Annotated in this window: 9 protein-coding genes; 4 read left to right on the top strand and 5 right to left on the bottom strand. The window is 66.6% G+C overall.

Annotated elements, in window-relative coordinates:
- The gene (locus BO996_RS21960) at nucleotides 1-13,866 is read left to right on the top strand and encodes a non-ribosomal peptide synthetase (RefSeq protein WP_232240555.1); all 13,866 of its coding nucleotides are present in this window, start codon (nucleotides 1-3) and stop codon (nucleotides 13,864-13,866) included.
- Between the two features lie 210 nt (nucleotides 13,867-14,076).
- The gene (locus BO996_RS21955; RefSeq protein WP_071956417.1) at nucleotides 14,077-16,482 is read left to right on the top strand and encodes a TonB-dependent siderophore receptor; all 2,406 of its coding nucleotides are present in this window, start codon (nucleotides 14,077-14,079) and stop codon (nucleotides 16,480-16,482) included.
- 76 nt (nucleotides 16,483-16,558) lie between these two features.
- Here the strand turns inward: BO996_RS21955 and BO996_RS21950 are convergent, their stop codons facing one another.
- From BO996_RS21950 to BO996_RS21930, 5 genes are all read right to left on the bottom strand, one after another.
- Nucleotides 16,559-17,593, bottom strand: a complete 1,035-nt coding sequence (locus tag BO996_RS21950) for a FecR family protein (protein ID WP_071956416.1) — start codon at nucleotides 17,591-17,593, stop codon at nucleotides 16,559-16,561.
- Nucleotides 17,594-17,605: 12 nt separating this feature from the next.
- Nucleotides 17,606-18,205, bottom strand: a complete 600-nt coding sequence (locus tag BO996_RS21945) for an RNA polymerase sigma factor (RefSeq protein WP_071956415.1) — start codon at nucleotides 18,203-18,205, stop codon at nucleotides 17,606-17,608.
- A 214-nt stretch (nucleotides 18,206-18,419) separates the two neighbouring features.
- Nucleotides 18,420-19,718 carry a lysine N(6)-hydroxylase/L-ornithine N(5)-oxygenase family protein gene (locus BO996_RS21940; protein WP_063325842.1) on the bottom strand — a complete coding sequence of 433 codons (1,299 nt, stop codon included), beginning with the start codon at nucleotides 19,716-19,718 and terminating at the stop codon, nucleotides 18,420-18,422.
- A gap of 11 nt (nucleotides 19,719-19,729) precedes the next feature.
- Nucleotides 19,730-20,842 (bottom strand): GNAT family N-acetyltransferase, encoded by a 1,113-nt coding sequence (locus BO996_RS21935; protein ID WP_071956414.1) that lies wholly within the window; start codon nucleotides 20,840-20,842, stop codon nucleotides 19,730-19,732.
- A 131-nt stretch (nucleotides 20,843-20,973) separates the two neighbouring features.
- Nucleotides 20,974-21,939, bottom strand: coding sequence for an alpha/beta hydrolase (locus BO996_RS21930; RefSeq protein ID WP_071956413.1), 966 nt, complete (start codon nucleotides 21,937-21,939; stop codon nucleotides 20,974-20,976).
- Between the two features lie 245 nt (nucleotides 21,940-22,184).
- On the opposite strand from BO996_RS21930, the gene BO996_RS21925 reads away from it, so the two are divergent.
- Both BO996_RS21925 and BO996_RS21920 read left to right on the top strand, forming a co-directional pair.
- The gene (locus BO996_RS21925; RefSeq protein ID WP_071956412.1) at nucleotides 22,185-23,900 is read left to right on the top strand and encodes a cyclic peptide export ABC transporter; all 1,716 of its coding nucleotides are present in this window, start codon (nucleotides 22,185-22,187) and stop codon (nucleotides 23,898-23,900) included.
- Between the two features lie 21 nt (nucleotides 23,901-23,921).
- Nucleotides 23,922-24,776, top strand: a complete 855-nt coding sequence (locus BO996_RS21920) for a N(5)-hydroxyornithine transformylase PvdF (protein WP_065345038.1) — start codon at nucleotides 23,922-23,924, stop codon at nucleotides 24,774-24,776.
- The last annotated feature ends 144 nt before the right edge of the window (nucleotides 24,777-24,920 follow it).

Genomic DNA, 24,920 nt, shown 5'->3' with positions numbered 1-24,920 from the left:
GTGGAAGTGCGCACGCTGTTCCACAAGCCTCGGCTGGCCGATTTCGTCCAGGCCCTGCAGCCAGTGGCCGAGGCAGCGGTCTGCGCCGTGCGGGAGGATGCCGGCGGCATGGGCATTCCTGCAGGCTGCCAGCGAATCGAACCCGACATGCTTGCCCTGGTCCGGACAACGCCCTCACAATTGCGCGCCATCGAGGCCGCCGTGCCCGGCGGGGCGACCAACATCCAGGACATCTACCCGCTGACGCCCTTGCAGCAGGGCATTCTGTTCCACCACCTGCTGCAGTCTCAGGGTGACACCTACATCACCTCCCACACCCTGGCCTTCGACAGCCGCCAACGCCTGGAGCGCTTCGTCGAGAGTTTCGACACCGTGGTTGCGCGCCACGACATCCTGCGCACGGCAGTCTTCTGGGAAGGCCTGGAGACCCCGGTGCAGGTCGTTTGCCGCGAGGCCAGGCTGCAGATATCCTGGCTCGCGGAGCCAGCCAGCGGCGCGCCCGCGCAGGATCCGGAAGCGAGGCTGGAAGATGCCGCCGAGGGATACCGCATCGATTTGCGCCAGGCGCCCCTGATCCACCTGGTGGCGGCTCATGATGCCGCCCGGCAGCGCTGGCTGCTGCAGATCCTCGCGCACCACATGGTGGACGACAACACCACGCTCAAGCTGGTTGTGGGCGAAATCGCCCTGATCCAGCAGGGGAGGGTGCAGGAACTGCCTGCGCCGCTGCCGTTCAGGCGCTTTGTCGCCCATGCGCAAGCCGGCGTCGGCACGGCTGAACACGAGGCCTTCTTCCGCGCCATGCTGGGCGATGTGCAGGAGCCGACGGCACCTTTCAACCTGCTTGATATCCAGGGCGACGGCTCCCTCGTGGACGAGGCCCGGCAAACGCTGGATGCGGAACTGGCAGTGCGGCTGCGCCGTCTGGCGCAGCGGCATGGCGTGAGTGCGGCCGCCGTGTTCCACCTCGCCTGGGCCCTGGTCGTTGCCAGGACAAGCGCTCGTGACGATGTCGTGTTCGGCACCGTGCTGTTTGGCCGCATGCAGGCAGGGCAGGGCGTTGCGCGTGCGCTGGGCATGTTCATCAATACCTTGCCATTGCGTGTGCGCCTGGGCCGGCGCAGCGTGGCCGAATGCCTGCGCGACACACAGGACGCACTGACCGACCTGTTGCACCACGAACATGCCAGTCTGCCGCTGGCCCAGGGCTGCAGCGGGCTGCGCGGCGGCGCGCCGCTGTTCACGGCCTTGCTGAACTACCGGCATGCGCAGGCCCATGACGAAGCGGCTGCGCAGACCTGGAACGGCATGGAGATACTGCACAGCCGGGAGCGTACGAACTTCCCCGTGGGCCTTTCGGTGAACGATACGGGTGACGACTTCACCCTGATCGCCCATGTGCTGCGCTCGGTGGGCGCCCAGCGAATTTGCGGCTACATGCACCAGGCCCTTGCCGGCCTGGCGCAGGCGCTTGCCGAGCATCCTGCCCAGCCGATCGCGCAGATACCGCTGCTGCCGCCTGGCGAGACGCAGCAGTTGCTGCAATGGAGCATCAACGGGCAGCGCCATGCCCAGGCCTTGCCCGTGCACCGCGAGTTCGAGCGGCGCGTCAGCGAGCAGCCGCAAGCCGTGGCCCTGGTCCATGACGGAGAAGTGCTCAGCCGCGCCGAGCTGGACCGGCGCGCCAATCGCCTGGCACACCGGCTGATCGGTCTGGGCGTCGGTCCCGAGGTGCGCGTGGGCATTGCCGTGGAGCGCTGCATCGACATGGTGGTGGGCATACTGGCCATCCTCAAGGCCGGCGGCGCCTATGTGCCGCTGGATACCGAGTACCCGCCCGAACGCCTGGCCTACATGGCGCAGGACAGCGGCATAGCGCTTGTGCTGACACAGAGCCATACACGAGGGACCTTGCCGTTTGCGGAGGCATTGCGTGTAGTCGAACTCGACGGCCTGGACCTCTCGGCCGAATCGGCACAGGCGCCGGACGTGAAGTTGCATGGGCACAACCTGGCCTATGTGATCTACACCTCGGGCTCCACGGGAAGACCCAAGGGCGCAGCCAACCGGCATGCGGCCCTGGCCAACTGCATGGCATGGATGCAGGACCACTACGGCCTGGGGCCGGACGACGCGGTACTGCACAAGGCGGCTTTTGGCTTCGACGTTTCCGCTTGGGAAATCTTCTGGCCACTGACAGCCGGCGTGCGCCTGGTCCTGGCAAGGCCCGGCGACCACCGCGATCCCGAGCGCATCGTCGACCTGATACGCAAGCACCAGATCACCACGCTCAATTTCGTGCCCCCCATGCTGCAGGCCTTTCTGGCCCACGAAGGCATTGAGGAGGAAACCCGGCTGCGCTACGTGATCTGTGGCGGCGAGGCCATGCCGGCGGAGACACAGCGCGAGGCCTTGACCCGCTTGCGCGGCGTCAGCCTGCAAAACCTCTACGGTCCCACCGAGGCGGCCATCCACGTGACGCATTGGACCTGCCGCGACGATGGCCGCAGCCAGGTTCCCATAGGCCGTCCCATCAGCGATACCCGGGCCCTGGTGCTGACCCAGGACCTTGCGCTGGCGCCGACGGGCGTGGCCGGCGAGCTGTATCTGGGCGGAGAGGCGCTGGCGGCCGGCTATCTGGACCGGCCAGGACTGAGCTCGGAGCGCTTTGTGGCCGATCCTTTCGACGGCGCGGGAGGCCGCCTGTACCGCACTGGCGATCTGGTGCGCTGGAACGATGAGGGGCAGCTCGAATATCTGGGCCGCATCGACCATCAGGTCAAGATCCGGGGCTTTCGCATCGAACTGGGCGAGATCGAGGCGCAGTTGCTGGCCCAGCCCGAAGTCAGGGAGTCGGTGGTGGTGGCACGGCGCGGGCCCGCCGGCATGCAACTGGCCGGCTATGTCTCCCTGCACGATGCAGTGGCCTGCAATGCGGCAGAACTGCGCATGCGCCTGGGCCGAATCCTGCCCGACTACATGGTGCCCGGCACTCTCACGGTGCTCGAAAGCCTGCCCTTGACGGCCAACGGCAAGGTGGACCGCAAGGCCTTGCCCGAGTCCGAACTGACCGGTGCGCAGGTCTACGAAGCGCCGCAAGGTGAGGTGGAGCAGATGCTGGCACGCATCTGGGCCGAGGTGCTGGGCGTGGAGCGCGTGGGCCGGCAAGATCATTTCTTTGAGCTGGGCGGGCACTCCTTGCTGGCGCTGAAACTGCTGGAGCGGCTGCGCGCCCAGGGCTGGGCGACACAGGTGCGCACGTTGTTCCAGCACCCAGGGCTTGCGGATCTTGCGCAGGCACTGCGCGAGGACCAGGAACAGCCGGAACCGGCGCTGAACATCCCACCCAACGGCATTCCCGAAGACTGCACGGCAATCACCCCCGCCATGCTGACCCTGGTGGCGCTGGACGCGCAGGAGATTGCACGGATCGTCGCAGCCGTGCCCGGTGGTGCAGCCAACATTCAGGACATCTACCCGCTGGCACCGCTGCAGGAAGGCATTCTTTTCCACCACATGCTGCACCAGCAAGGCGATGCCTACGCCACGCCCAACCTGCTGAGCTTCGATACGCGCGAGCGGCTGGAAGGCTTCGTGGACAGCCTCAACCAGGTGATCGCAAGGCACGACATCCTGCGCACGGCCGTGCTCTGGGAGGGATTGGCCGAGCCCGTGCAGGTGGTCTGGCGCAAGGCGCAGGTGGTTACTGAATGGGTGGAGGTGCAGGCTGGCGCCGATGCAGCGGCGCAGTTGCACGAGCGGCTGGACCCGCGCGTGCAGCGCATCGAAGTGCGCAAGGCACCGATGATCCGCGCCGTGGCGGCGCAGGATGCGCCGCAGGGCCGCTGGCTGCTGCAGCTGCTGACGCACCATCTGGTGCTGGACCACACGACGCTGGAGCGCATCGTCGAGGAGATTGGTTTGATCCGCCAGGGGCGCGAGCATGCGCTGCCCCAGCCGCTGCCGTTCAGGCGCTTCGTGGCCCAGGCACGGCTGGGGGTGAGCGCCAGGGAGCACGAAGAGTTCTTTCGCGCCATGCTGGGCGATGTGGATGAGCCCACGGCGCCGTTCGGCCTGTTGGACGTGCAGGGTGATGGCAGCGGGGTGCAGGAGGCGCGCCATGTGCTGGATGCGAGGCTGGCACGCGCCGTGCGCCTTGCAGCGCAGCGCCAGGGCGTGAGCGCGGCCAGCCTGTTCCATCTGGCCTGGTCGCTGGTGCTGGGCCGGACCACGGGCAGGGACGACGTGGTGTTCGGCACGGTGCTGTTCGGGCGCATGCAGGGTGGCGAGGGGGTGGAGCGTGCGCTGGGCATGTTCATCAACACCTTGCCGCTGCGCATACGGCTGGGAGAGCGCAGTGTGCAGGCGTGCCTGCGCCAGACACATGAGGGTTTGTCGGGGCTGATGCACCATGAGCACGCGACGCTGTCGCTGGCGCAGCGCTGCAGTGCGCTGGAGGGAGGCACGCCGCTGTTCTCCACCCTGCTCAACTATCGCTACAGCGTGGCGCAGGACGTGGACACTGCCGCCAGAACCTGGGAAGGCCTCACGGTCCTGGGTGGTGAGGAACGCACCAACTACCCGGTAACAGTATCGATCGATGATCTGGGCGAGGGCTTCGGCATCGTGATGCAGGCCAGCGAGTCCATTGGTGCCCAGCGGCTGTGCGGCTATATGGACGCGGCCATCGAAAGCATCGTTGGGGCGCTGGAGCAGAATGCGCAGGCCGTTCTGGGCCGGCTGGACGTACTGGGCGTCGCGCAAACGCAGCAGTTGCTGGGCAGCGGCCAGGCATCAGGGCATTTCCCCGCCAGCCATCCCCTGCACTGCCGCATCGAGCAGCATGCGCGCCGGCAGGCCCATGCGCCCGCTCTGGGTTGCGGAGCACACAGCCTCAGCTATGGCGAACTCAACGCCCAGGCCAACCGCCTGGCCCACCGTCTGATCACCCTGGGCGTACGGCCCGAGTCGCGTGTGGGCATTGCCATGCAGCGCTCGGTGGAGATGGTCGTGGGCCTGCTGGCCATCCTCAAGGCCGGTGGCGCCTATGTGCCGCTGGATCCGGACTATCCGGCCGACCGGCTGGCGCACATGGTGGAGGACAGCGGCATTGCCCTGGTGCTGACGCAGGCTGCGGTGCGCGAGCGCATTCCCGGCGCTGTCGCCTTGCAGGTGCTGGAGATCGACACGCTGGACCTGTCTGCCGAATCGGATGCCGATCCGCAGGTGCAGGTCTCGGCCGACAGCCTGGCCTACGTGATCTACACCTCGGGCTCCACGGGCCGCCCCAAGGGCGCGCAGCTGAGCCACCGCAACGTGGCGCGGCTGCTGGAGGCCACCGAGGCCTGGTTCGGCTTTGGGCCTGACGATGTCTGGACGCTGTTCCATTCCTACGCCTTCGACTTCTCGGTCTGGGAGATCTTTGGCGCGCTGTGCACGGGTGGCCGGCTCGTGGTGGTGCCGTACTGGGTCAGCCGCTCGCCCCAGGACTTCCTGGCGCTGTTGCGTGCCGAGCGCGTCACGGTGCTCAACCAGACGCCTTCGGCGTTTGGCCAACTGGTCCATGCGGTGGAGCAGGATGAGGAGGGCGGCTCCGGCCTGTCGCTGCGCCATGTGGTCTTTGGCGGCGAGGCGCTGGAGCCCGAGAGCCTGAGGCCGTGGTTCGATCGCTTCGGGGACGAAAGCCCCCGACTCATCAACATGTACGGCATCACCGAGACCACGGTGCATGTGACGTACCGGGAGATCACCAAGACAGATTTGGACGGTGGCCGCAGTCCCGTGGGAACTGCCATTCCGGACCTGGGCCTGTACGTGCTGGACGGCAGTCTGAACCTGTTGCCGCAAGGCGTGGCGGGCGAGCTGTTCGTTGCGGGCGCGGGCCTGGCGCGTGGCTACCTGAATCGGCAAGGCCTGAGCGCGGAGCGCTTCATCGCCAACCCCTTCACGGACGATGGCAGCAGGCTGTACCGCACAGGCGACCTGGTGCGCTGGAACGCGCAGGGCGAGCTCGAATACCTGGGCCGGGTCGATCAGCAGGTCAAGATCCGGGGCTTCCGCATCGAGCTGGGCGAAGTGCAGGCCCAGCTGCTGGCGCAGCCGGAGGTGCGTGAGGCCGTCGTGCTGGCCAGCCAGGGGCCGGGCGGGGCGCGCCTGGTGGCCTATGTCTCGCTGAACGAGGAAGTCGAAGATGGGCTGCTCAAGGAGCGGCTGGGTCAGGGGCTGCCTGACTACATGGTGCCTTCGGCCATCGTGGTGCTCGATGCCCTGCCGTTGACGGCCAATGGCAAGGTGGACCGCAAGGCCTTGCCTGAACCGGAAATGGCAAGTACCCAGCAATACGAGGCGCCGCAGGGCGAACTGGAAGAGGCGCTGGCGCGCATCTGGGCCGAGGTGCTGGGCGTGGAGCGCGTGGGACGCCATGACAGCTTCTTCGAGCTGGGTGGTCATTCGTTGCTGGCCCTGAAGCTGCTCGAACGCATGCGCGCCAGGGGGCTGGCGGCCCAGGTGCGCAGCCTGTTCCTTCAGCCCAGGCTGGCCGACTTTGCGCAGGCCCTTGGTGGCGAACAGGCCGATGCTCGACCCGAGGTGCAGGTGCCGCCCAACGGCATTCCCGAAGACTGCACGGCCATCACCCCGGCCATGCTGACCCTGGTGGCGCTGGACGCCCAGGAGATTGCACGGATCGCCGCAGCCGTGCCCGGTGGTGCAGCCAACATCCAGGACATCTACCCGCTGGCACCGCTGCAGGAAGGCATTCTTTTCCACCATATGCTGCACCAGCAGGGCGATGCTTACGCCACGCCCAACCTGCTGAGCTTCGATACGCGCGAGCGGCTGCAAGGCTTTGTGGACAGCCTCAACCAGGTGATCGCAAGGCACGACATCCTGCGCACGGCCGTGCTCTGGGAGGGATTGGCCGAGCCTGTGCAGGTGGTCTGGCGCCATGCGCAGGTCCAGACCGAATGGGTGGATGTGGTGGCGGGCGCCGATGCGGCGGCGCAGTTGCACGAGCGGCTGGACCCGCGCGTGCAGCGCATCGAAGTGCGCAAGGCACCGATGATCCGCGCCGCGGCGGCGCAGGATGCGCCGCAGGGCCGCTGGCTGCTGCAACTGCTGACGCACCATCTGGTGCTGGACCACACGACGCTGGAGCGCATCGTCGAGGAGATTGGTTTGATCCGCCAGGGGCGCGAGCATGCGCTGCCCCAGCCGCTGCCGTTCAGGCGCTTCGTGGCGCAGGCACGGCTGGGGGTGAGCGCCAGGGAGCACGAAGAGTTCTTTCGCGCCATGCTGGGCGATGTGGATGAGCCCACGGCGCCGTTCGGCCTGTTGGACGTGCAGGGTGACGGCAGCGGGGTGCAGGAGGCGCGCCATGTGCTGGATGCGGGGCTGGCACGCGCCGTGCGCCTTGCAGCGCAGCGCCAGGGCGTGAGCGCGGCCAGCCTGTTCCATCTGGCCTGGTCGCTGGTGCTGGGCCGGACCACGGGCAGGGACGACGTGGTGTTCGGCACGGTGCTGTTCGGGCGCATGCAGGGTGGCGAGGGGGTGGAGCGTGCGCTGGGCATGTTCATCAACACCTTGCCGCTACGCATACGGCTGGGAGAGCGCAGTGTGCAGGAGTGCCTGCGCCAGACGCATGAGGGGTTGTCGGGGCTGATGCACCATGAGCACGCGACGCTGTCGCTGGCGCAGCGCTGCAGTGCGCTGGAGGGAGGCACGCCGCTGTTCTCCACTCTGCTCAACTACCGTTATCTGGTTCAGGATGACGGGACTTCCAGCGCATGGGAAGGCCTCACGGCACTGGGTGGACAGGAGCGCACCAACTACCCGGTAACGGTATCGATCGATGATCTGGGCGAGGGCTTCGGCATCGTGATGCAGGCCAGCGAGTCCATTGGTGCCCAGCGGCTGTGCAGCTACATGGGGGCCGCCATCCAGGCGGTCGTCGGGGCGCTGGAGCTGGCTCCACACAGCAATGCGGGGGCGCTGCAGATTCTGGGTGAGACGGAGCGGACGGCGCTTGAGCGCTGCGGCAGCAGGCAGCCATGCCTTGCGCATGCCGTGCCGCTGCAGCACGCGATCGAAGAACAGGCGCGTGTGCGGCCCGGGGCGAAGGCCCTGGTATTCGAAGCACAAAGCCTCAGCTACGGCGAACTCAACGCCCAGGCCAACCGCCTGGCCCACCGCCTGATCGCCCTGGGCGTGCGCCCCGAGTCGCGCGTGGGCATTGCCATGTCGCGCTCGGTGGAGATGGTGGTCGGCCTGCTGGCCATCCTCAAGGCCGGTGGCGCCTATGTGCCGCTGGACCCGGACTACCCGGCCGACCGTCTGGCGCACATGGTGGAGGACAGCGGCATTGCCCTGGTGCTGACGCAGGCTGCAGTGCGTACGCGCATTCCGGGCGCAGACCGCTTGCAGATTCTGGAGGTCGACACGCTGGACCTGTCGGCCGAATCGGATGCCGATCCGCAGGTGCAGGTGTCGGTCGACAGCCTGGCCTATGTGATCTACACCTCAGGCTCCACGGGCCGTCCCAAGGGCGCGCAGTTGAGCCACCGCAACGTGGCGCGGCTGCTCGATGCCACCGATGCCTGGTTCGGCTTCGGCCCGGACGATGTCTGGACGCTGTTCCACTCCTACGCCTTCGACTTCTCGGTCTGGGAGATCTTTGGTGCGCTGTGCACGGGTGGCCGGCTCGTGGTGGTGCCGTACTGGGTCAGCCGCTCGCCCCAGGACTTCCTGGCGCTGTTGCGTGCCGAGCGCGTCACGGTGCTCAACCAGACGCCTTCGGCGTTTGGCCAACTGGTCCATGCGGTGGAGCAGGAGGAGGAGGGCGGCTCCGGCCTGTCGCTGCGCCATGTGGTCTTTGGCGGCGAGGCGCTGGAGCCCGAGAGCCTGAGGCCTTGGTTCGATCGCTTCGGGGACGAAAGCCCCCGACTCATCAACATGTACGGCATCACCGAGACCACGGTGCATGTGACGTACCGGGAGATCACCAAGACTGACCTTCAAGGAGGACGCAGCCCCGTTGGAGTGGCGATTCCCGACCTGGGCCTGTATGTGCTCGATGGCAGTCTGAACCTGCTGCCGCAAGGCGTGGCGGGCGAACTGTTCGTTGCGGGCGCGGGCCTGGCGCGTGGCTACCTGAACCGGCAAGGCCTGAGCGCGGAGCGCTTCATCGCCAACCCCTTCACGGACGATGGCAGCAGGCTGTACCGCACGGGCGACCTGGTGCGCTGGAACGCGCAGGGCGAGCTCGAATACCTGGGCCGGGTCGATCAGCAGGTCAAGATCCGGGGCTTCCGCATCGAGCTGGGCGAAGTGCAGGCCCAGCTGCTGGCGCAGCCGGAGGTGCGTGAGACCGTCGTGCTGGCCAGCCAGGGGCCGGGCGGGGCGCGCCTGGTGGCCTATGTCTCGCTGAACGAGGAAGTCGAAGATGGGCTGCTCAAGGAGCGGCTGGGTCAGGGGCTGCCTGACTACATGGTGCCTTCGGCCATCGTGGTACTCGATGCCCTGCCGTTGACGGCCAATGGCAAGGTGGACCGCAAGGCCTTGCCCGAGCCCGAACTGGCGGGTGCACAGGTCTATGAAGCGCCGCAGGGCGAGGTGGAGCAGATGCTGGCAGGCATCTGGGCCGAGGTGCTGGGCGTGGAGCGCGTGGGCCGCAGCGACAACTTCTTCATGCTGGGCGGCGATTCCATCCTGAGCCTGCAGATCGTGAGCCGGACGTACCGTGCTGGCTGGCGCATCACGCCCCGGCAATTGTTTGAGCGACAGACGGTGGCCGAACTTGCGGCCGTGGCAGAACGTGCGGACCAGGGTGCGGCGGTGGCCGTGGCCACATCGGCCGGGCAGCGTGGCCGTCTGGTGGACTTTTTCGATGCACAGGTCCTGGCGGGCCTGCCGTTCGCCCAGGACGATGTGGAGGATGTCTATCCGCTCACTCCGACGCAGGAAGGCATGTTCTTCCATGCCATGGAGGAGCCGGGAACCGGGCTGTATGTCAACCAGCTCGGGGTGGACCTGTCCGGGGTCGATGCCGAGCGCCTGGCCCGCGCCTGGTCGGCCATGGTGCAGCGCCACGCCATGCTGCGCACAGCCTTTGTCTGGCAGGCTGGCATCCAGCGACCGCTGCAGGTGGTGCTGCGCCAGGCAACGGCAAAGTTCGTGCAGCATGACTGGCGTGGGCTTGATGATGCGGTCGAGCGCGCGGACCGCCTGGGCAGGGAGGAGTTGCGCAGGGAGACCGACTGGCTGGCTCCGCCGCTGGTCCGCATCCACCTGATCCGCATCTCGGACACGGGTTACCGGCTGCTGTGGACCCAGCACCACATCCTCTCGGACGGCTGGAGCGATTCGCGGCTCTGGGGTGAATGGCTGCAGAGCTATGCGGGCGAGCAACTGCCCGCACAGCCTCCCGCCTACGGGGACTTCCTGCGCTGGCTGCAGCGGCAGGATGCCGAGGCTGCCAAGGCCTTCTGGCAAGGGGAACTGGCCGGGCTCGAGGGGCCGGTTCTGCTGGCCGACCCCCAGCAGCGCACCGGCACCGACGGCTATGCCAAGCTTTTCACGCGCCTGGATGCGCAGCGGACAGCCGCCCTCGTGGGCCTGGCCCAGCGCGAGCGCGTGACCATGAACACCCTGGTGCAGGCCGTCTGGTCGCTGGTGTTGCAGCGGCAGGCCGGCAGCCGGCAGGTCGTCTTCGGCGCCACAGTGGCCGGCAGGCCTGCAAGCCTGGAGGGCGCCGAGCAGATGCTGGGCCTGTTCATCAACACCATTCCGATCGCCGTATCGGTGCGCGCTGGGCTGTCCATCGGCGAATACCTGCGCGCGGTTCAGTCCGGCAATTTGCGAGCCCGGGAGTTCGAGCATTCGGCACTGGCCGACATACAGCGCTGGGCAGGATCCGCAGGTCGGCCCTTGTTCGACAGCATCATCGTTTTCGAGAACCATCCGATGGACCAGACCATGAAGCGCCTGGATCAGTTCGGTTTGGAATTCGGTGCCGTGGCCGGCAGCGGCCTGACCGGGTACGCCATGGATTTGCAGGTCACCGTGGGTGAGGTGCTGGAAATCGAGTACTGCTATGCGCGCCAGTCCTTCGACGAAGCCCGTGTGGCGGACATGCGGCAGCTGGTCGAGCATTTGCTGCACCAACTGCTGGCTCTGGATGTGGACCAGCCCCTGGGGCAGATGGGGTGGCTGGGCGCTTCGCAGCATGCCGGCATGCTGGCACTGGGCCGCTCCGAACCGCTGGCTCCCCAGGGACCGCGCAGCACGGTGCATGCGCTGATCGCGCAGCAGGCGAGCGCGCGGCCCGAGGCCATCGCCTTGAGGATGGGCGATGCGCACATGAGCTATGCACAGCTCGACGCCCAGGCCAATCGCCTGGCACGCCATCTGGTGGAGCTGGGGGTGGGGCCCGACAAGGTGGTCGGGGTGGCGCTGGAGCGCTCCATGGACATGGTGGTTGCCTTGCTGGCCGTGCTCAAGGCCGGTGGTGCCTACGTGCCGCTCGATATCGCCTATCCCTGCGACCGGCTGGCCTTCATGCTCCAGGACAGCGGGGCCATGCTTCTGATCAGCCAGAGCAGCGTGCAGCCCCGGTTGGCCGCGCTGCACGTGCCGACACTGCGCATGGAAGACGTGCCCTATGGCCAGCTGGAGGCGCACGGCTTGGCGCCGCGCTGCGACGCCGATCATCTGGCCTACGTGATCTATACGTCGGGCTCCACCGGGCTTCCCAAGGGCGTGGCAGTGTCCCACGGCCCGTTGGCCATGCACTGCCTGGCCACGGCGCAAATCTATGGGATGACGCCCGCATCCTGCGAGCTGCACTTCATGTCCTTCTCGTTCGACGGTGCCCATGAGCGCTGGCTGACGCCCCTGTGCGTGGGAGCCAGCCTGGTGCTGAGGGACGGCGAACTCTGGACGGCCGAGCAGTCCTATCAGGCGCTGCAACGCCATGGCGTGACCACGGCGGCCTTCCCGCCTGCCTACCTTGGCGAGATCGCCGATTGGGCCGCGCCGCGCGACGATGTTCCCGAGGTAGAACTCTATGTCTTTGGCGGAGAGGCCATGCCCAAGGCAGCCTACGACAAGGTGTCCACCCATCTGCGGCCGCGCTGGCTGATCAACGGCTATGGACCCACGGAAACGGTGGTGACGCCGTTGATCTGGCGCACCGGCGGCGATCAACGCTTCGAGTGCGCCTATGCACCCATAGGCAGGCCCGTGGGCGAACGTTCCGTCTACGTGCTGGACGAGGACATGCAGCTGTTGCCGGCCGGCAAGGTGGGCGAGCTGTATATCGGAGGCTACGGTCTGGCGCGCGGCTATCTCGGGCGCAGTGCACTGACCGCCGAGCGGTTCATCGCCAATCCGTTCGATGCGCAGGGCGGGCGCCTGTACCGGACCGGCGACCTGGTGCGCTGGATGGATGACGGCAATATCGAGTACATAGGCCGTGCCGACCATCAGGTCAAGATCCGGGGCTTCCGCATCGAACTCGGCGAGGTGGAGAAGGCCGTGCGCGCGCTGGCCGGCGTTGCCGATGCCGCCGTGGTTGTGCAGGAGGCTGCCTCGGGCCGTCAACTGGTGGCCTATCTGGTGCTGGACGGCCTGGCAGCGGACAACCGTGCAGGTCAGCGCATACGCCAGCAGCTTTCCGAGCGCCTGCCGGACTACATGGTGCCGGCGCATTGCGTGCCGCTGCCCGCCCTGCCTCGTCTTGTCAGCGGCAAGCTGGACCGCCATGCGCTGCCCTTGCCCGCGGCCGATGGTGCGAGAGCTTTCGTGCCGCCCTCGACGGACGAGGCCCGTGCGCTGGCCAAGGTATGGCAGGAGGTGCTGGGCGTGGACCGGGTGGGCGAGACCGACAACTTCTTCGAACTGGGCGGAGATTCGCTGCTCAGCCTGAAGATGCACGCCAAGGTGCGCAAGCTCGGCAACCGGCGGCTGGATTTCAAGCTGCGCGATCTGTTGCAACGGCCCACGATCGCCGGCCTGCTGGGTCTGGGCGCCGAACAGGAGACACGCGCTGCAGGCCTGATCGCTCTCAATGCCGTATGCGAGGGGATGCCACCGCTTTTCTGCATCCATGCGGGCTTTGGCACCATCTTCGACTACCAGCCGCTGGCCAGGGCGCTCAACGGCGTGCGGACCGTGTATGCGATCGCCTGCCGTAGCCTGTCTGCACCAGACCACTTGGACCATTCGCTGGAACAGATGGCCGATGACTACTGCCGCATGGTCCGCGCCGTTCAGCCCAGCGGACCCTACCACCTGCTGGGATGGTCATTGGGCGGCAGCCTTGTGGCCTTGATGGCATCCCGGCTGGAGGCCCAGGGCCAGACGCTGGGACTGCTGGGACTGGTCGATCCCTTCGTTCCCGAGGCCGGGCAGACCTTGTCCGATGACTGGTGGCCGGATTTCCTGGCCTTTGTGAGCCACCTGCTTCCCCACGCAGATATCGATGATGTGGCCGAGGTCCGCACCGTCCCCCAGCCCAGCGCCGACCTTCTGGCGGGGCCTCTGGGACGTGCTGCGGCCCGAGCAGGCGCACAGCTGGCCGAAGGCAGCGTACCCATGGAGGGGGCTGATCTGGCCCAGACCTTCATGACGGCGCTTCATCTGAAGCGCCTGTCATTGCAAACCGAGAGGCTCAGGCCGGTGGCTGGCGCGGCGCAGCTGTGGTGGAGCGAGGGCCGCAATGCCAGCGACCGCACCAGGTTGCAGCAGCAACTGCGGCAGGACGATGTCCCGGGCTCGGAGATCGAGGCCGACCATTTCTCCATGCTGCGGGATGCCGGCCTGCTTGCGCAATTGTTCGAGCTGCTGACCTGCGAGTTCGAGCCAGGATGATCCGCGCCGCCCCTTGGCCTTGCTGTTGCCGCGCCAAGGGGGCTGCGGGGCCGCAGTGCCTGCTTGATCCGGTCGTTGCCCCGTTACAGATTGTCTCCATTTTTGGCGCGCGTACGTCTTACAGGCCAGGATGTGTTGGTTCAGGCACCAGGCTGAATGCGCATCTGGTTGGTAATCAATCTTGTTCAATGAATCTGAAGCCCGTCAATCATGTGTCCTATGCCTCGTCAACATCTGCTGAGCATTGCTCTGGCCGCCGCCTTCGGCTCGGCCTCGCTTTGGTCTCCTCTTGCTGCTGCCCAATCGCCCGGGCAGAGTGCTGCCCAGGTCTTTGAAATCAACATCCCGGCGCAGTCGCTCGCCTCCGCGCTCAATGAGCTGTCGCGTCAGACCGGAGCCCAGATGTTCACTGCCGGCGATCTCGTGGCAGGGGTCCAGTCGCGGGCGGTGTCCGGCAAACTGAGTTCGGAGCAGGCCTTGCGTGAGATGCTTGCAGGGACTTCGCTGGAGGCCACGAAGACCGCAAACGGCGGTTTTGCGGTGCGTCGTTCCGCGGGCACGCCAAGTTCTGCATTCACCTTGCCCACGGTGACGGTCACGGACAGCGAAGCCGCAAGCGGCCCGCTCAAGGGCTATGCCGCCAAGCGCAGTGCAACCGGTACCAAGACCGATACGCCGACTCTGGAAACGCCGCAATCCATCACCATCATCGGCGCCTCGGAAATAGAAACACTCAAATACCAGAGCCTGCAGGATGCGCTGGGATATGCCGCTGGCGTCAACCGTGCCGAGGGTCTGGACAGAACCACGGACAGCCTGTTTCTTCGAGGATTCCGCACGGACGGAATTTATCGGGATGGCACGCTGTACACGGTAAATATCTATAACGGAAGACAGGAGCCGTATGGACTGGAGCGCATTGAACTGCTCAAGGGCGCGTCCTCGGTACTTTATGGATCGGTCGCTCCTGGCGGGGTGATCAATACGGTCAGCAAGCGGCCCACGGCTGAAACTATTCGTGAACTGAATGTGGAAATTGGCAGTTTCAACCACAAACAGGTTTCAGGTGACTTTTCAGGATCGCTGGACAAGACTGGAGAGCTGACCTATAGAATAACGGCCCTGCAGCGTGATAGCAATACGTTCATAGACCATACCCCGGATGATAGAACGTACATTGCCCCCTCCCTGAAGTGGCAGCCCAATGCGGCAACCTCGCTGACCTTGCTCATGGAGTATCAGAAAGACCGCACTGCCTACGTCAACGGCCTGCCGGGACCGGGAACGGTGCTGCCCAATCCCAATGGCAGGATTCCTCCGGAAAGATTCACGGGCGAGCCAGGCTTCGACAAGTACGGGCTGGAGCGATACTCCATTGGCTACCTGCTGGAGCATGCATTCTCGGAACGCCTGAAACTCAGGAGCAGCATGCGTTACTTCGATGCGAATGTGACCTACCGGAGTGCAGCGGGATGGGGACTGAGCAGCGACCAGAGATCGCTTGTGGGACGCGCAGCACAGACGCGCTGGGACAGGTCTTCTGCCTTCGTGATGGACAACTCCCTGGAGTACAAGTTGGACCAGGGCAACGTCCGGCACACGATATTGGCTGGCTTCGACTACACGTTGCCAAAGCATGAGTCTGAGCGCTACAGGCAGTCATTGCCGAATCTCGATGTTTTCAATCCGATATATGGAGGGCCTTTCGGGCCCATCAGCCGGGTTGATGGCTCATGGAAATCGGATATGAAACGTCTGGGTGTTTATGCTCAGGATCAGATAAAGATATCCAATAAATGGGTGTTTCTGGTCGGCGGGCGATATGACTCCGTTCGCTACAACGAAAGCAGTTTCTTCACGGGTGAGTCCATTGCAGACAATGAGAAAACCACAGCATTTACCGGGCGCCTTGGCCTGGTTTATCTGGCAGAAAACAATGTCGCTCCCTTTGTGAGCTTCAGCCAATCGTTCGAGCCCACAGCGGGTCGGGACCGCCTTGGCAGCCGCTACAAGCCCACCAAGGGCGAGCAGGTTGAAGCGGGTGTCAGATACCAGCCTCGTGAAATGAATGCCACGTTCTCTGCCGCGGTATATCAACTGACCAGAAACAATTTGCTGGTAGCCGATCCCCAGGATCCCACCGGAAGTTTCGGCATCCAGGCCGGAGAAGTTCGCTCGCGCGGCTTTGAGCTGGAGGCGCGGGGATCTGTGGGACGCAATGCCAACATCATTGCCGCCTATGCCTATACGGATGCGCGCACGACTGAGGCCAGCCCGCTGCAGCCAGGCGAGGTCGGCAAGAGGCTGGTCAATGTGCCCTACAACCAGTTGTCGCTTTGGGGTGACTACAGCTTTGGTGACTTCGGCGTGCCGCAGCTCAAGGTCGGACTTGGTGCACGCTACATAGGCCGCACCCGTGGCATGGCGCACAGCGTCCCCGTGTCGGTTCCCGCGTTCACCGTCTTTGATGCCATGGTCAGCTACACCACAGGCCCGTGGCGCCTGGCCTTGAATCTGACCAACTTGACGGACAAGACCTATGTCTCCGGTTGCACCTACGGCTGCTTCTACGGCGAGCCCCGCAAGGTGATCGGCACGGCCACCTATCGCTGGTAAGCGGGCATGGGCGATGGGCCACGGCTGGAGCGATCCGGCCGTGGCCTTTTCTTTGTCGGGGAACCGAAGGCGCCGTTCAGAGCGCCTGCAGCTGCACGCTGCCATCGGCCTGCGCGCGCACCCTCAGCGGCAGGATGGAGGGCAGCACGGCCAGCAGGCCGGCCGAGTCGTTGGCGCGAAAGCGCCCGGTCAGGCGCAGCGCGGCCACGCGCGCATCGGCGGCTTCTATGGGCTGGGTGCGGTAGGCGTTGACCGTGGCCAGGGCCTCGGCCAGCGGGGTGTTCTCGAAGACCAGCCAGCCCTCGCGCCAGGCGGACAGGGTGGCGGCATCGGCCTGGCGCACGGCCTCGGCCTGGCCGTTGCGGATGTCCACGATCTGGCCGGGCAGCAGGTCCAGCGTTGCCGCCGCCGGGCCCGTCGCATCCTGCGCATCCCTGCCCAGCACACGGACCCTGACATGGCCATGCTCCACGCCCACGGTGACGGGGCCGCCGCGGTCGCGCACGGTGAAGACCGTGCCCACGACCTCGATGCGCGCCTCGCGCGTGATGACCTCGAAGGGCCGGTCGGGATCGGGGGCCACGTCGAATCGCACTTCGCCCCGGGCCATGGACACGCTGCGGCGCTGGCGGTAGAGCGTCACGGCAATGGCGCTCTGGGGCGCCAGTTCCACCAGGCTGGCCTGCAGCGGCAGCTTGCCGTCGGCCAGAGTGATCTTGAGGATCTGCGAGTTGCGCGTGGCGTAGGCCGAGGTGTGTATGGGCTGCTGCCAGTACCAGTAGGCGCCCCGGCCCGCCAGCGTGCCTGTGCCCAGCAGCCCGGCGAAGGACAGCAGCAGCTTGCGGCGCCGGACGGCCTGGGTGGAGCGCGAGGCCCGGTCGGCCAGCAGGGCGGTTTCCTGGAACTGCTCGCGCAGGCCGCCGGACATGCCGCCCAGCAGGTTCCAGCGCAGGTGCGCCTCGCGTGCGGCGGCATCGTGCCGGGCTGATTTCCCGCGCCATTCGCCCAGGGTCAGGCGGGCCTGGTCGGCCACCGGGTCGGGAGCGATTTCGCTTTGAACGATCAGCGTCAGCGCATGCTCGACCATGCGCTCGCTAGGTGCACTTGCCATGGAAAGGGGGAGTCAGGATGCGTCGTCGGTCAGTGTACTGTTGTCGAAATCCATGGCGCTGCCCAGCGTATGGTCCTCGATCAGTTCGGAGCGCAGCTGGGCCAGCACGCGCGAGCAGTCCAGCGTGGCGCGCACCATGTGCTTGGCGACGGCCATTTCGGTGATGTTGAGCTGATCGGCGATTTCCGCGCGCGTGTAGCCATGGGCGCGAAAGAGGATGAAGACTTCTCGCCGGCGCGGCGGCAGGCTTTCCAGCGCCTGGACGACGCGGTTCAGGATCTGGCGCTGGGCGGCCAGGGTTTCGCTGGAGGGCGCACTGTGCTGCACCACCATTTGCTGGCGCGTCCATTCCTGGGCGGTCTTGCGCTTGCGCGCATCGTCGATGCACAGATTGCGCGCCACGCGAAACAGCAGCGCGCGTGGGGATTCGATGCCGGCATCGGGCAGGGTTTCGGCTTTCTTGCCGCTGCGCAGGCCCAGGGCGTGCACATAGACCCGCTCGAAGCTCGATTGCGCGATGTCGGCCGCATAGTGCGGATCTCGGAGATCGCGCGTGAGCTGGCGGCGCAGATCGCCATAGTGAGCCACGAGTTCCTGGATCAGGTCACGCATCCGGATACCTGCCTTTCCGCAAGGGCGATGGGTTGGAACCCCTGGGTCCGTACAGAGAAGGGCCTACCAGATGCTGCAACCCCGGCCAGGGCCGGGGCGGTGCAGCAGCGGGTATGGGATTCAGCGGCGCAGGTGATTCAAATTCAAATGCAAATGGTTTGCATTCAAATTATGGCATGGGAGATCCCTGCGCCATCATGCCCCGTGCGATCTTTCAATCCTGCAGCGCCAGCTGTTCTGTGCGCGCAACATCGGGTCTTTGGGCTTGCGCTGCCAGCAGGGCTTCACCGATTTCGCCGGTGCGCACCGAAGTGACGGACAGCAGGGTGTCGCTGAGGCCGTGGGAGCCCTCGCAGGCGCCCTGCAGGAAGATGGCGGGGCGAAAGTCCGGCGTGGTGTGCACCTGGTAGTCGCGGCTCACGGAGAAGTCGCCCAGGTAGGGGGCCAGCGGGTCCAGCAGGGTCTTGTGGTGCTCGCGCGCATAGCCGGTGGCCAGCACCACCACGTCGTAGCGCGATGCATGGTCGATGCCGCTGTTGAGATCGCGCAGCCCCAGGTGGATGCCGTCGCTGGCGGCGCGCACGTCCTGCACCTCGTGGCGGCGCAGGAAGCGGTGGCGCGTGTCGCCGACGACCTTCTGTTCATAGAACACCTTGAAGATGCTCTCGATCAGTTCCAGGTCGGGACAGGCGTAGTTGGTGTGCCAGAACTCGCGCAGCAGGGCGCCGCGCTCGTCGTGCGGGCGGCTGTAGACATGGTCCACGAAGTCGGCGTTGAAGATTTCGTTGACGAAGGGGCTGTCGTCCGAGGGGCGGATGGAGCGGGCGCGCATGACCAGGTCGATCTCGGCCGTGGCGTAGCGGCCATGCAGGTCCATGAAGATTTCCGCTGCGCTTTGGCCCGCACCGACCACGGCGATGCGCAGCGGCCTGGCATGCTCGGCAATGCTGCGCAGGTAGGCGCTGGAGTGGAAGACGCGCGCGTCGCCGCGCAGGGGCTTGAACTGCTCGGGAATGCTGGGCGTGCCGCCGATGCTCATGACCAGGTTCTGGCCCAGGCGCTCATGCACGTTGCCGGCCGCATCGCGCGAGCGCACGCGCAGCAGTTCCACCTTGCCGTCGCGTTTTTCAGGCAGCACCTCGATGACTTCCTGGCCGTAGACGCAGCGGTCCTCGAACTTGGAGGCGGCCCAGGCCAGGTAGTCGTTGAACTCGTGGCGGCTGGGAAAGAAGGTCTTGAGGTTGATGAAGTCCTGCAGCCGGCCCTTCTCGTGCAGGTAGTTGATGAAGGTGAAGCGGCTGGTGGGATTGCGCAGCGTGGCCAGGTCCTTGAGGAAGGACACCTGCATGTGGGCCTGCTCCAGCAGCATGTCCCGGTGCCAGGCGAAGCGCGGCTGCTTTTCGATGAAGACGGGGTGCATGGCCCGCGCGGCGGTTTCGCGCTCCTTGAGGGCGATGGCCAGGGCAATGTTGGAGGGGCCGAAGCCGATGCCGATCAGCGGGTGGGTTTGCATGGAAGGTCCTTTCATTGGGTCGATGCGTCCAGTGCGTCCGGCGCGGCTGCGTCGGTCTGCGGTATCCACAAGGCGTCTGCGAAAAAGCGTTCCCTGAGCAGGACTCCCAGCACGGCGCGCTTGTGCGGGAAGTCGAATTCCTTGACCAGCGCATAGCCGCAGCGCGGCAGGCTTTTGCGCATCTTGCGGTTGTCGGCGCGCGGCTCCACGACGATGCGCTGCGTGCGGCAGTCGTCCAGAAAGAGGTAGTGCGACAGCGAGGGCAGCCAGGCCGTCAGGTAGGGCTGGCCGCGAAACCGCGCCTCCCCTACCAGCGCATGCCAGCCCCGGTCATGGTCGCCCGCGTCATAGAAGGGGGCGATGCGGTCTTCCTTGGCCCAGTAGGCCTCGAAGTAGCCGAAGGGCTCGCCGTCGAAGCAGCCGATGAGGCCCAGCGCATGCGGGTCGCCGGCCATGCGCTGCAGGTAGGCGCGGTGGTGGGCGAGGTCGCCGCTTTCCTCCCAGAAATGAGCGACGACCGGGTCGTTCATCCAGCGGTGGATGAGGGGCAGGTCGGCCTCGGGATCCACGGTGCGAAAGCTCAGCGTGCGGCCCAGCCAGGGGATGAAGCGGCGGTAGACCTCGCCGCGCGGCTTGTGCAGGCGCACGGGGTGGCGGCGGCCTTCGCTGATCGTGTAGTGCAGGGCATAGGGCGGACGCGGCCCAGACAGCCACAGCGGCTGCTGCCAGAGCACGTCTCTTGCCACGCGCGGAGCCTGGCCCGGCTGCACTGTGGCGATGCTGTCGCGCAGGCCCGGGGGCAGGCGGGGCAGGGACAGCTCGATTTCCCGGGCATCCGGGTGAAGGCCGAAACCGGCCTGCAGTGCGGCCAGCAGTTCATCCGTTTCGGGCATGCCCGAGCAGGGGCCCAGCCATTGCAGCTGCATCAGGCCTGGCGCGGCCGTGGGCGACAGGTTCCAGAGACTGTGCTTGCCGGGCCTGCCGGCATCCACGGACCCCGAACGCTCCAGGCGCAGCCGCTGTCCATCGCCGAAGACGCTGATCGTCTCGGCGCCTGCATGCGCAAGGTAGCTGGCGCCGGAGGCGTCTGGTGACGGTGTAGCGGTGGCTTCGACTGGACGCACGTGGACTCTTTCAGATGGAGTGCCCCGCGTGCGGGACACGGGTCGGGGCTCGGGCAAGGGCGCAAGGGACACAAGGCAGCCTCATGACCGGGATGACGCGCAGGCGCGGCAAATGTTCATGCCAGGGCCGTTCATGCCAGGGCCGGGCTGCGGGCCGCCTGGAAGGCATGGGCCAGTGCCTTGCAGAGCCGGTCGCGCAGCACCTCGGTCTCTTCGGTGAGGGCGCCCAGCCGCGCAAAGTCATGGACCATGCCGGCGTAGATCTGCAGGTCCACGGCCACGCCGGCGGCCTGCAGCCGCTCGGCATAGCGCTTTCCTTCGTCGATCAGCGGGTCGTACTCGGCCAGCACCATCAGCGTGGGGGCCAGCCGGCCCAGGTCGGATGCCTGCAGGGGGGCAAAGCGCCAGTCCTGCCGGTCCGCATCGCTGCGCAGGTATTGGCCGAACATCCAGGCCAGGGTGTCACCTTCCAGCAGATGGCCGGTGGCCAGGCGCGCATGCGAGTCGCTGTCCTGCCGTGCTGCCGTGCAGGGGTAGAGCAGCAACTGCAGCAAGGGCTGGGGCATGCCCGCGTCGCGCGCGGCGATGCACAGGGCCGTGGCCAGCGTGCCCCCGACGCTGTCGCCGCCAATGGCCAGGCGCTGCGCGTCCAGGCCATGGCGGCCGCCGTGCTCCAGCAGCCAGGCCAGGGCGTCCTGTGCGTCGAGGAAGGCTGTGGGAAAGCGGTGCTCTGGCGCCAGCCGGTAGTCGATGGCCAGCACATTGCAGGGCGTGCCCAGCGCCAGGCTGCGGCACAGGCTGTCATGCGAGTCGAGCCCGCCCAGCACGTAGCCGCCGCCGTGAAAGAACAGCAGGCAGGGCGCGGCAGTGTGTTCAGGGGCTGCGCGGTAGAGCCGGGCACGGATACGCGCGCCGTCGCGCGTGGGCAGATCCAGGTCCTCGGTGGGCAGATCGTCGCCCGGCAGGTCCAGCGCCAGCGTGGCGTTGTCGTAGGCGGCGCGCGCCTGCGCTGCCGTCATCTGGCTCATGCGCGGGCGGCTGGATGCCTGGGCGTTGGCGAGTTCAAGAAATGCTTGCAGGTCGGGGTGGAGAGCCATGGCGTCCTTCGGGTGTGCGGCAGACAAGGCAAAGCGGGCCGGTGCAGGGCAGGGCGCCCGCGCTGCCCCTTCTTCGTGATGACGCAGGGCGGCGGAATTTGTTCATCGCCTGGGCGGTGAACATTTCTGGCGCACGCACGTCTTGCAGGGAGTAGGGAGCGCTCGCCGTGCGCCGCGCTCCAGGAAACGCCGGGCCGCGCCGGCATTGCAAGGTCATGCGCCCACGGGCGCCAGAGGAATCCCTTATGGAAAACGCCAGCCGACCGCCCTCCGAGGTACTGCGCCTGCTCAGGCCCTTCCTGCCGTGGATGGCGCTGTCCGTGGTCACGGGCATTTGCGCGGGTGGGGCCACGGTGGCGCTGCTGGCGACCATCAACCAGGTGCTCAACCGCCCCGGTGGGCTGGCGGGCGGGCTGCTGCTGACCTTCATCGCCCTGTGTGCCACCGTGCTGGTGTGCCGGGCCACGTCGGACATGTCGGGCAATTTCGTGGGGCAGCGCCTGGTGGCGCAGCTGCGCAAGGAGCTGGCCAGCAAGATCCTGGCCGCGCCCATCGATGCGCTGGAGCGCTACCGCACGCACCGCCTCATGCCCGTGCTCACGCAGGACGTGGACATGATCAGCGACGTGGCCTTCGTACTGGCCTCCAACGTGATCGCCCTGGCCATTGCGCTGGGCTGCCTGGCCTATCTGGCCCTGCTGTCGCCGCCGCTGTTTGCCATGCTGGTGGTGGCGCTGGTGCTGGGCGTCAGCCTGCAGGCGCTGGCGCAGTCACGCGGCGTGGCGGGGTTCTGGAAGGCGCGCGATCACGAGGAAGTGCTGCACAAGGCCTACCGCGCCATCAGCGAAGGCGCCAAGGAGCTGCGCATGCACCGCGCGCGCCGCGGCCGCATCTTCGACGGGCAGATTGGCTCCACCGTGGATGCCATCCGCCGCATCAACAGCCGCGCCATCAACACCTATGTGCTGGCCTCGGCCTTCGGTTCGGCGCTGTTCTTTCTGTTGATCGCCCTCATCCTGGGCTGGGCCGCGCTGCGCACCACCGAGCCCGTGGTGCTCAGCGGCTTCGTGCTGGTGCTGCTGTTCCTCAAGGGCCCCATGGACCAGATCGCGGGCGCGCTGCCCAACCTGGGCCGTGCCAAGGTGGCGCTGCAGCGCATTGCCGACCTGTCGGCGCGCTTTGCCAGCCCCGAGCCGCACCTGCACCTGGACAGCCCGCCCGGCGAGGTCCGCCTGGACCACGGCCTGGAGCTGCGGGGCGTGCGCTATGCCTTCGATGCGCCCGAAGGCGGCAAGGCCTTCGAGATCGGCCCCATCGACCTGAAGCTGGGCAAGGGCGAACTGGTCTTTGTGGTGGGCGACAACGGCTCGGGCAAGACCACGCTGATCAAGCTGCTGCTGGGCCTGTACGCGCCCCAGCAGGGCGAGATCCTGCACGACGGCCAGCCCGTCACGGCGCAGACGCGCGACGACTACCGCCAGCTGTTCACCACGGTGTTCTCGGACTTCTACCTGTTCGAGGACCTGGTGGCCGGCGGCGAAGAGGGCCAGGCCGCCGCGCTGCCCGAGGCCGCGCTGCCCTACCTGCAGAGGCTGGAGATCGCCCACAAGGTCAGCGTGCGCAACGGCAGCTTCAGCACCATCGACCTGTCCACCGGCCAGCGCAAGCGCCTGGCCCTGGTCCACGCCTATCTGGAGGGCCGGCCCGTGCTGGTCTTCGACGAATGGGCGGCCGATCAGGACCCGAGCTTCCGCCACCTGTTCTACACGGAGCTGCTGCCCGAACTGCGCGCCAGGGGCCACCTGCTGGTGGTCATCTCCCATGACGATCGCTACTTCCACCTGGCCGACCGCATCGTGCGCATGGAGGCCGGCCGCATGGTCCTGCCGCAAGACGGGGCGCAGCCGGTGGCGGCTGCATCGGCCAGTCCCGCCAGTCAAGGCGCGCTGGCCGACATCTGAATTCCTGCTGAATCCACGAACATGGCAAAGACAAAACTCGTCTACATCTGGTCCCTGAGAAACGCCGCCGCCGACCAGGCCGGCCAGCACATCGCCTACAAGGGCGCAACGCGCTACATGAAGTCGCCGCTCGAATACCTGGGCGAGTTGCTGGACACCAGCCCGCTGGGCGATATCTACAGCCTGGAGGCCGTGATCCACGACGACGACGAGGCCTCGCCCCGCGACCGGGAAAAAATCGGTGACTACGGCTTCAGCTACCAGCCGGGCGGTCGCTGGTTCTATCCGCCGGACCTGCGCATCCAGGGGCGCAGGGTCAATGACCTGCTCATGGCCGTGCCGTCCTCCTACCGGCGCCTGCCGCTGAACGATCCGCAGCGCGCCGCGGGCAAGCAGATGTTCGAGGCACAACTGCAGGACAGGCTGGTGCAGCTGGGTGCCGAGCGGGTGGTGCTGGACGGCCTGCTCGTCATCCTGGACCGGCTCGTGCGGCCCGGGGCCCTGTTCCACCGCAGGATCGCCAACATCCACCCTGGCATCACGCGGCTGGAGTCACCCTATGAACGCCGGGGCGCCTGCGCCACGCTGGACGCGCTGCATGGCGCACAAGGCTACAAGATCGTGGACTGGAAGACCATGGAACAGCGCCCGGTCCCGCCCCTGTTCAAGACCGGCGCATCCTTTCACTACGTGGACAACGGCATCGACTCCGGCGAAGTCATCGCCGACGTGCTGGGCACCGACATCGATCCCGAAGACACCATCCTCGAACTGCGCTGGAACAATTTCCAGCACAGCCTGTTCCCTGCATTGCGCAAGGGGCTGGAGATGATGGCCAGAGCGCCTGCAGACACGCCTGCAGACACCACGGTGTGACAACGCGCGTATCTCAAAAACCGGCACGGCCCAAAGCGAGGGACACCGAGCAAGGGCCTATGCCGGCCGCGCCGCCCCGCCGCGAGGGTGTCGTCCCCCTCCCGCGCGAAGCGAGAAAGAGAGGGGGAAGCGGCGCAGCCGCTC

Source organism: Delftia sp. HK171, from assembly GCF_001886655.1.
Taxonomy (GTDB): domain Bacteria; phylum Pseudomonadota; class Gammaproteobacteria; order Burkholderiales; family Burkholderiaceae_C; genus Comamonas; species Comamonas acidovorans.
The sequence above is the reverse complement of the archived record's forward strand: the minus strand, read 5'-3'. Positions and strand labels throughout refer to the sequence as shown.

What these genes read in the sequence shown, in the direction of transcription:
- BO996_RS21955 (WP_071956417.1), top strand. Translation starts at nt 14,077, where the DNA reads ATGTGTCCTATGCCTCGTCAACATCTGCTGAGCATTGCTCTGGCCGCC.
- BO996_RS21950 (WP_071956416.1), bottom strand. Translation starts at nt 17,593, where the DNA reads ATGGCAAGTGCACCTAGCGAGCGCATGGTCGAGCATGCGCTGACGCTG.
- BO996_RS21945 (WP_071956415.1), bottom strand. Translation starts at nt 18,205, where the DNA reads ATGCGTGACCTGATCCAGGAACTCGTGGCTCACTATGGCGATCTGCGC.
- BO996_RS21940 (WP_063325842.1), bottom strand. Translation starts at nt 19,718, where the DNA reads ATGCAAACCCACCCGCTGATCGGCATCGGCTTCGGCCCCTCCAACATT.
- BO996_RS21930 (WP_071956413.1), bottom strand. Translation starts at nt 21,939, where the DNA reads ATGGCTCTCCACCCCGACCTGCAAGCATTTCTTGAACTCGCCAACGCC.
- BO996_RS21925 (WP_071956412.1), top strand. Translation starts at nt 22,185, where the DNA reads ATGGAAAACGCCAGCCGACCGCCCTCCGAGGTACTGCGCCTGCTCAGG.
- BO996_RS21920 (WP_065345038.1), top strand. Translation starts at nt 23,922, where the DNA reads ATGGCAAAGACAAAACTCGTCTACATCTGGTCCCTGAGAAACGCCGCC.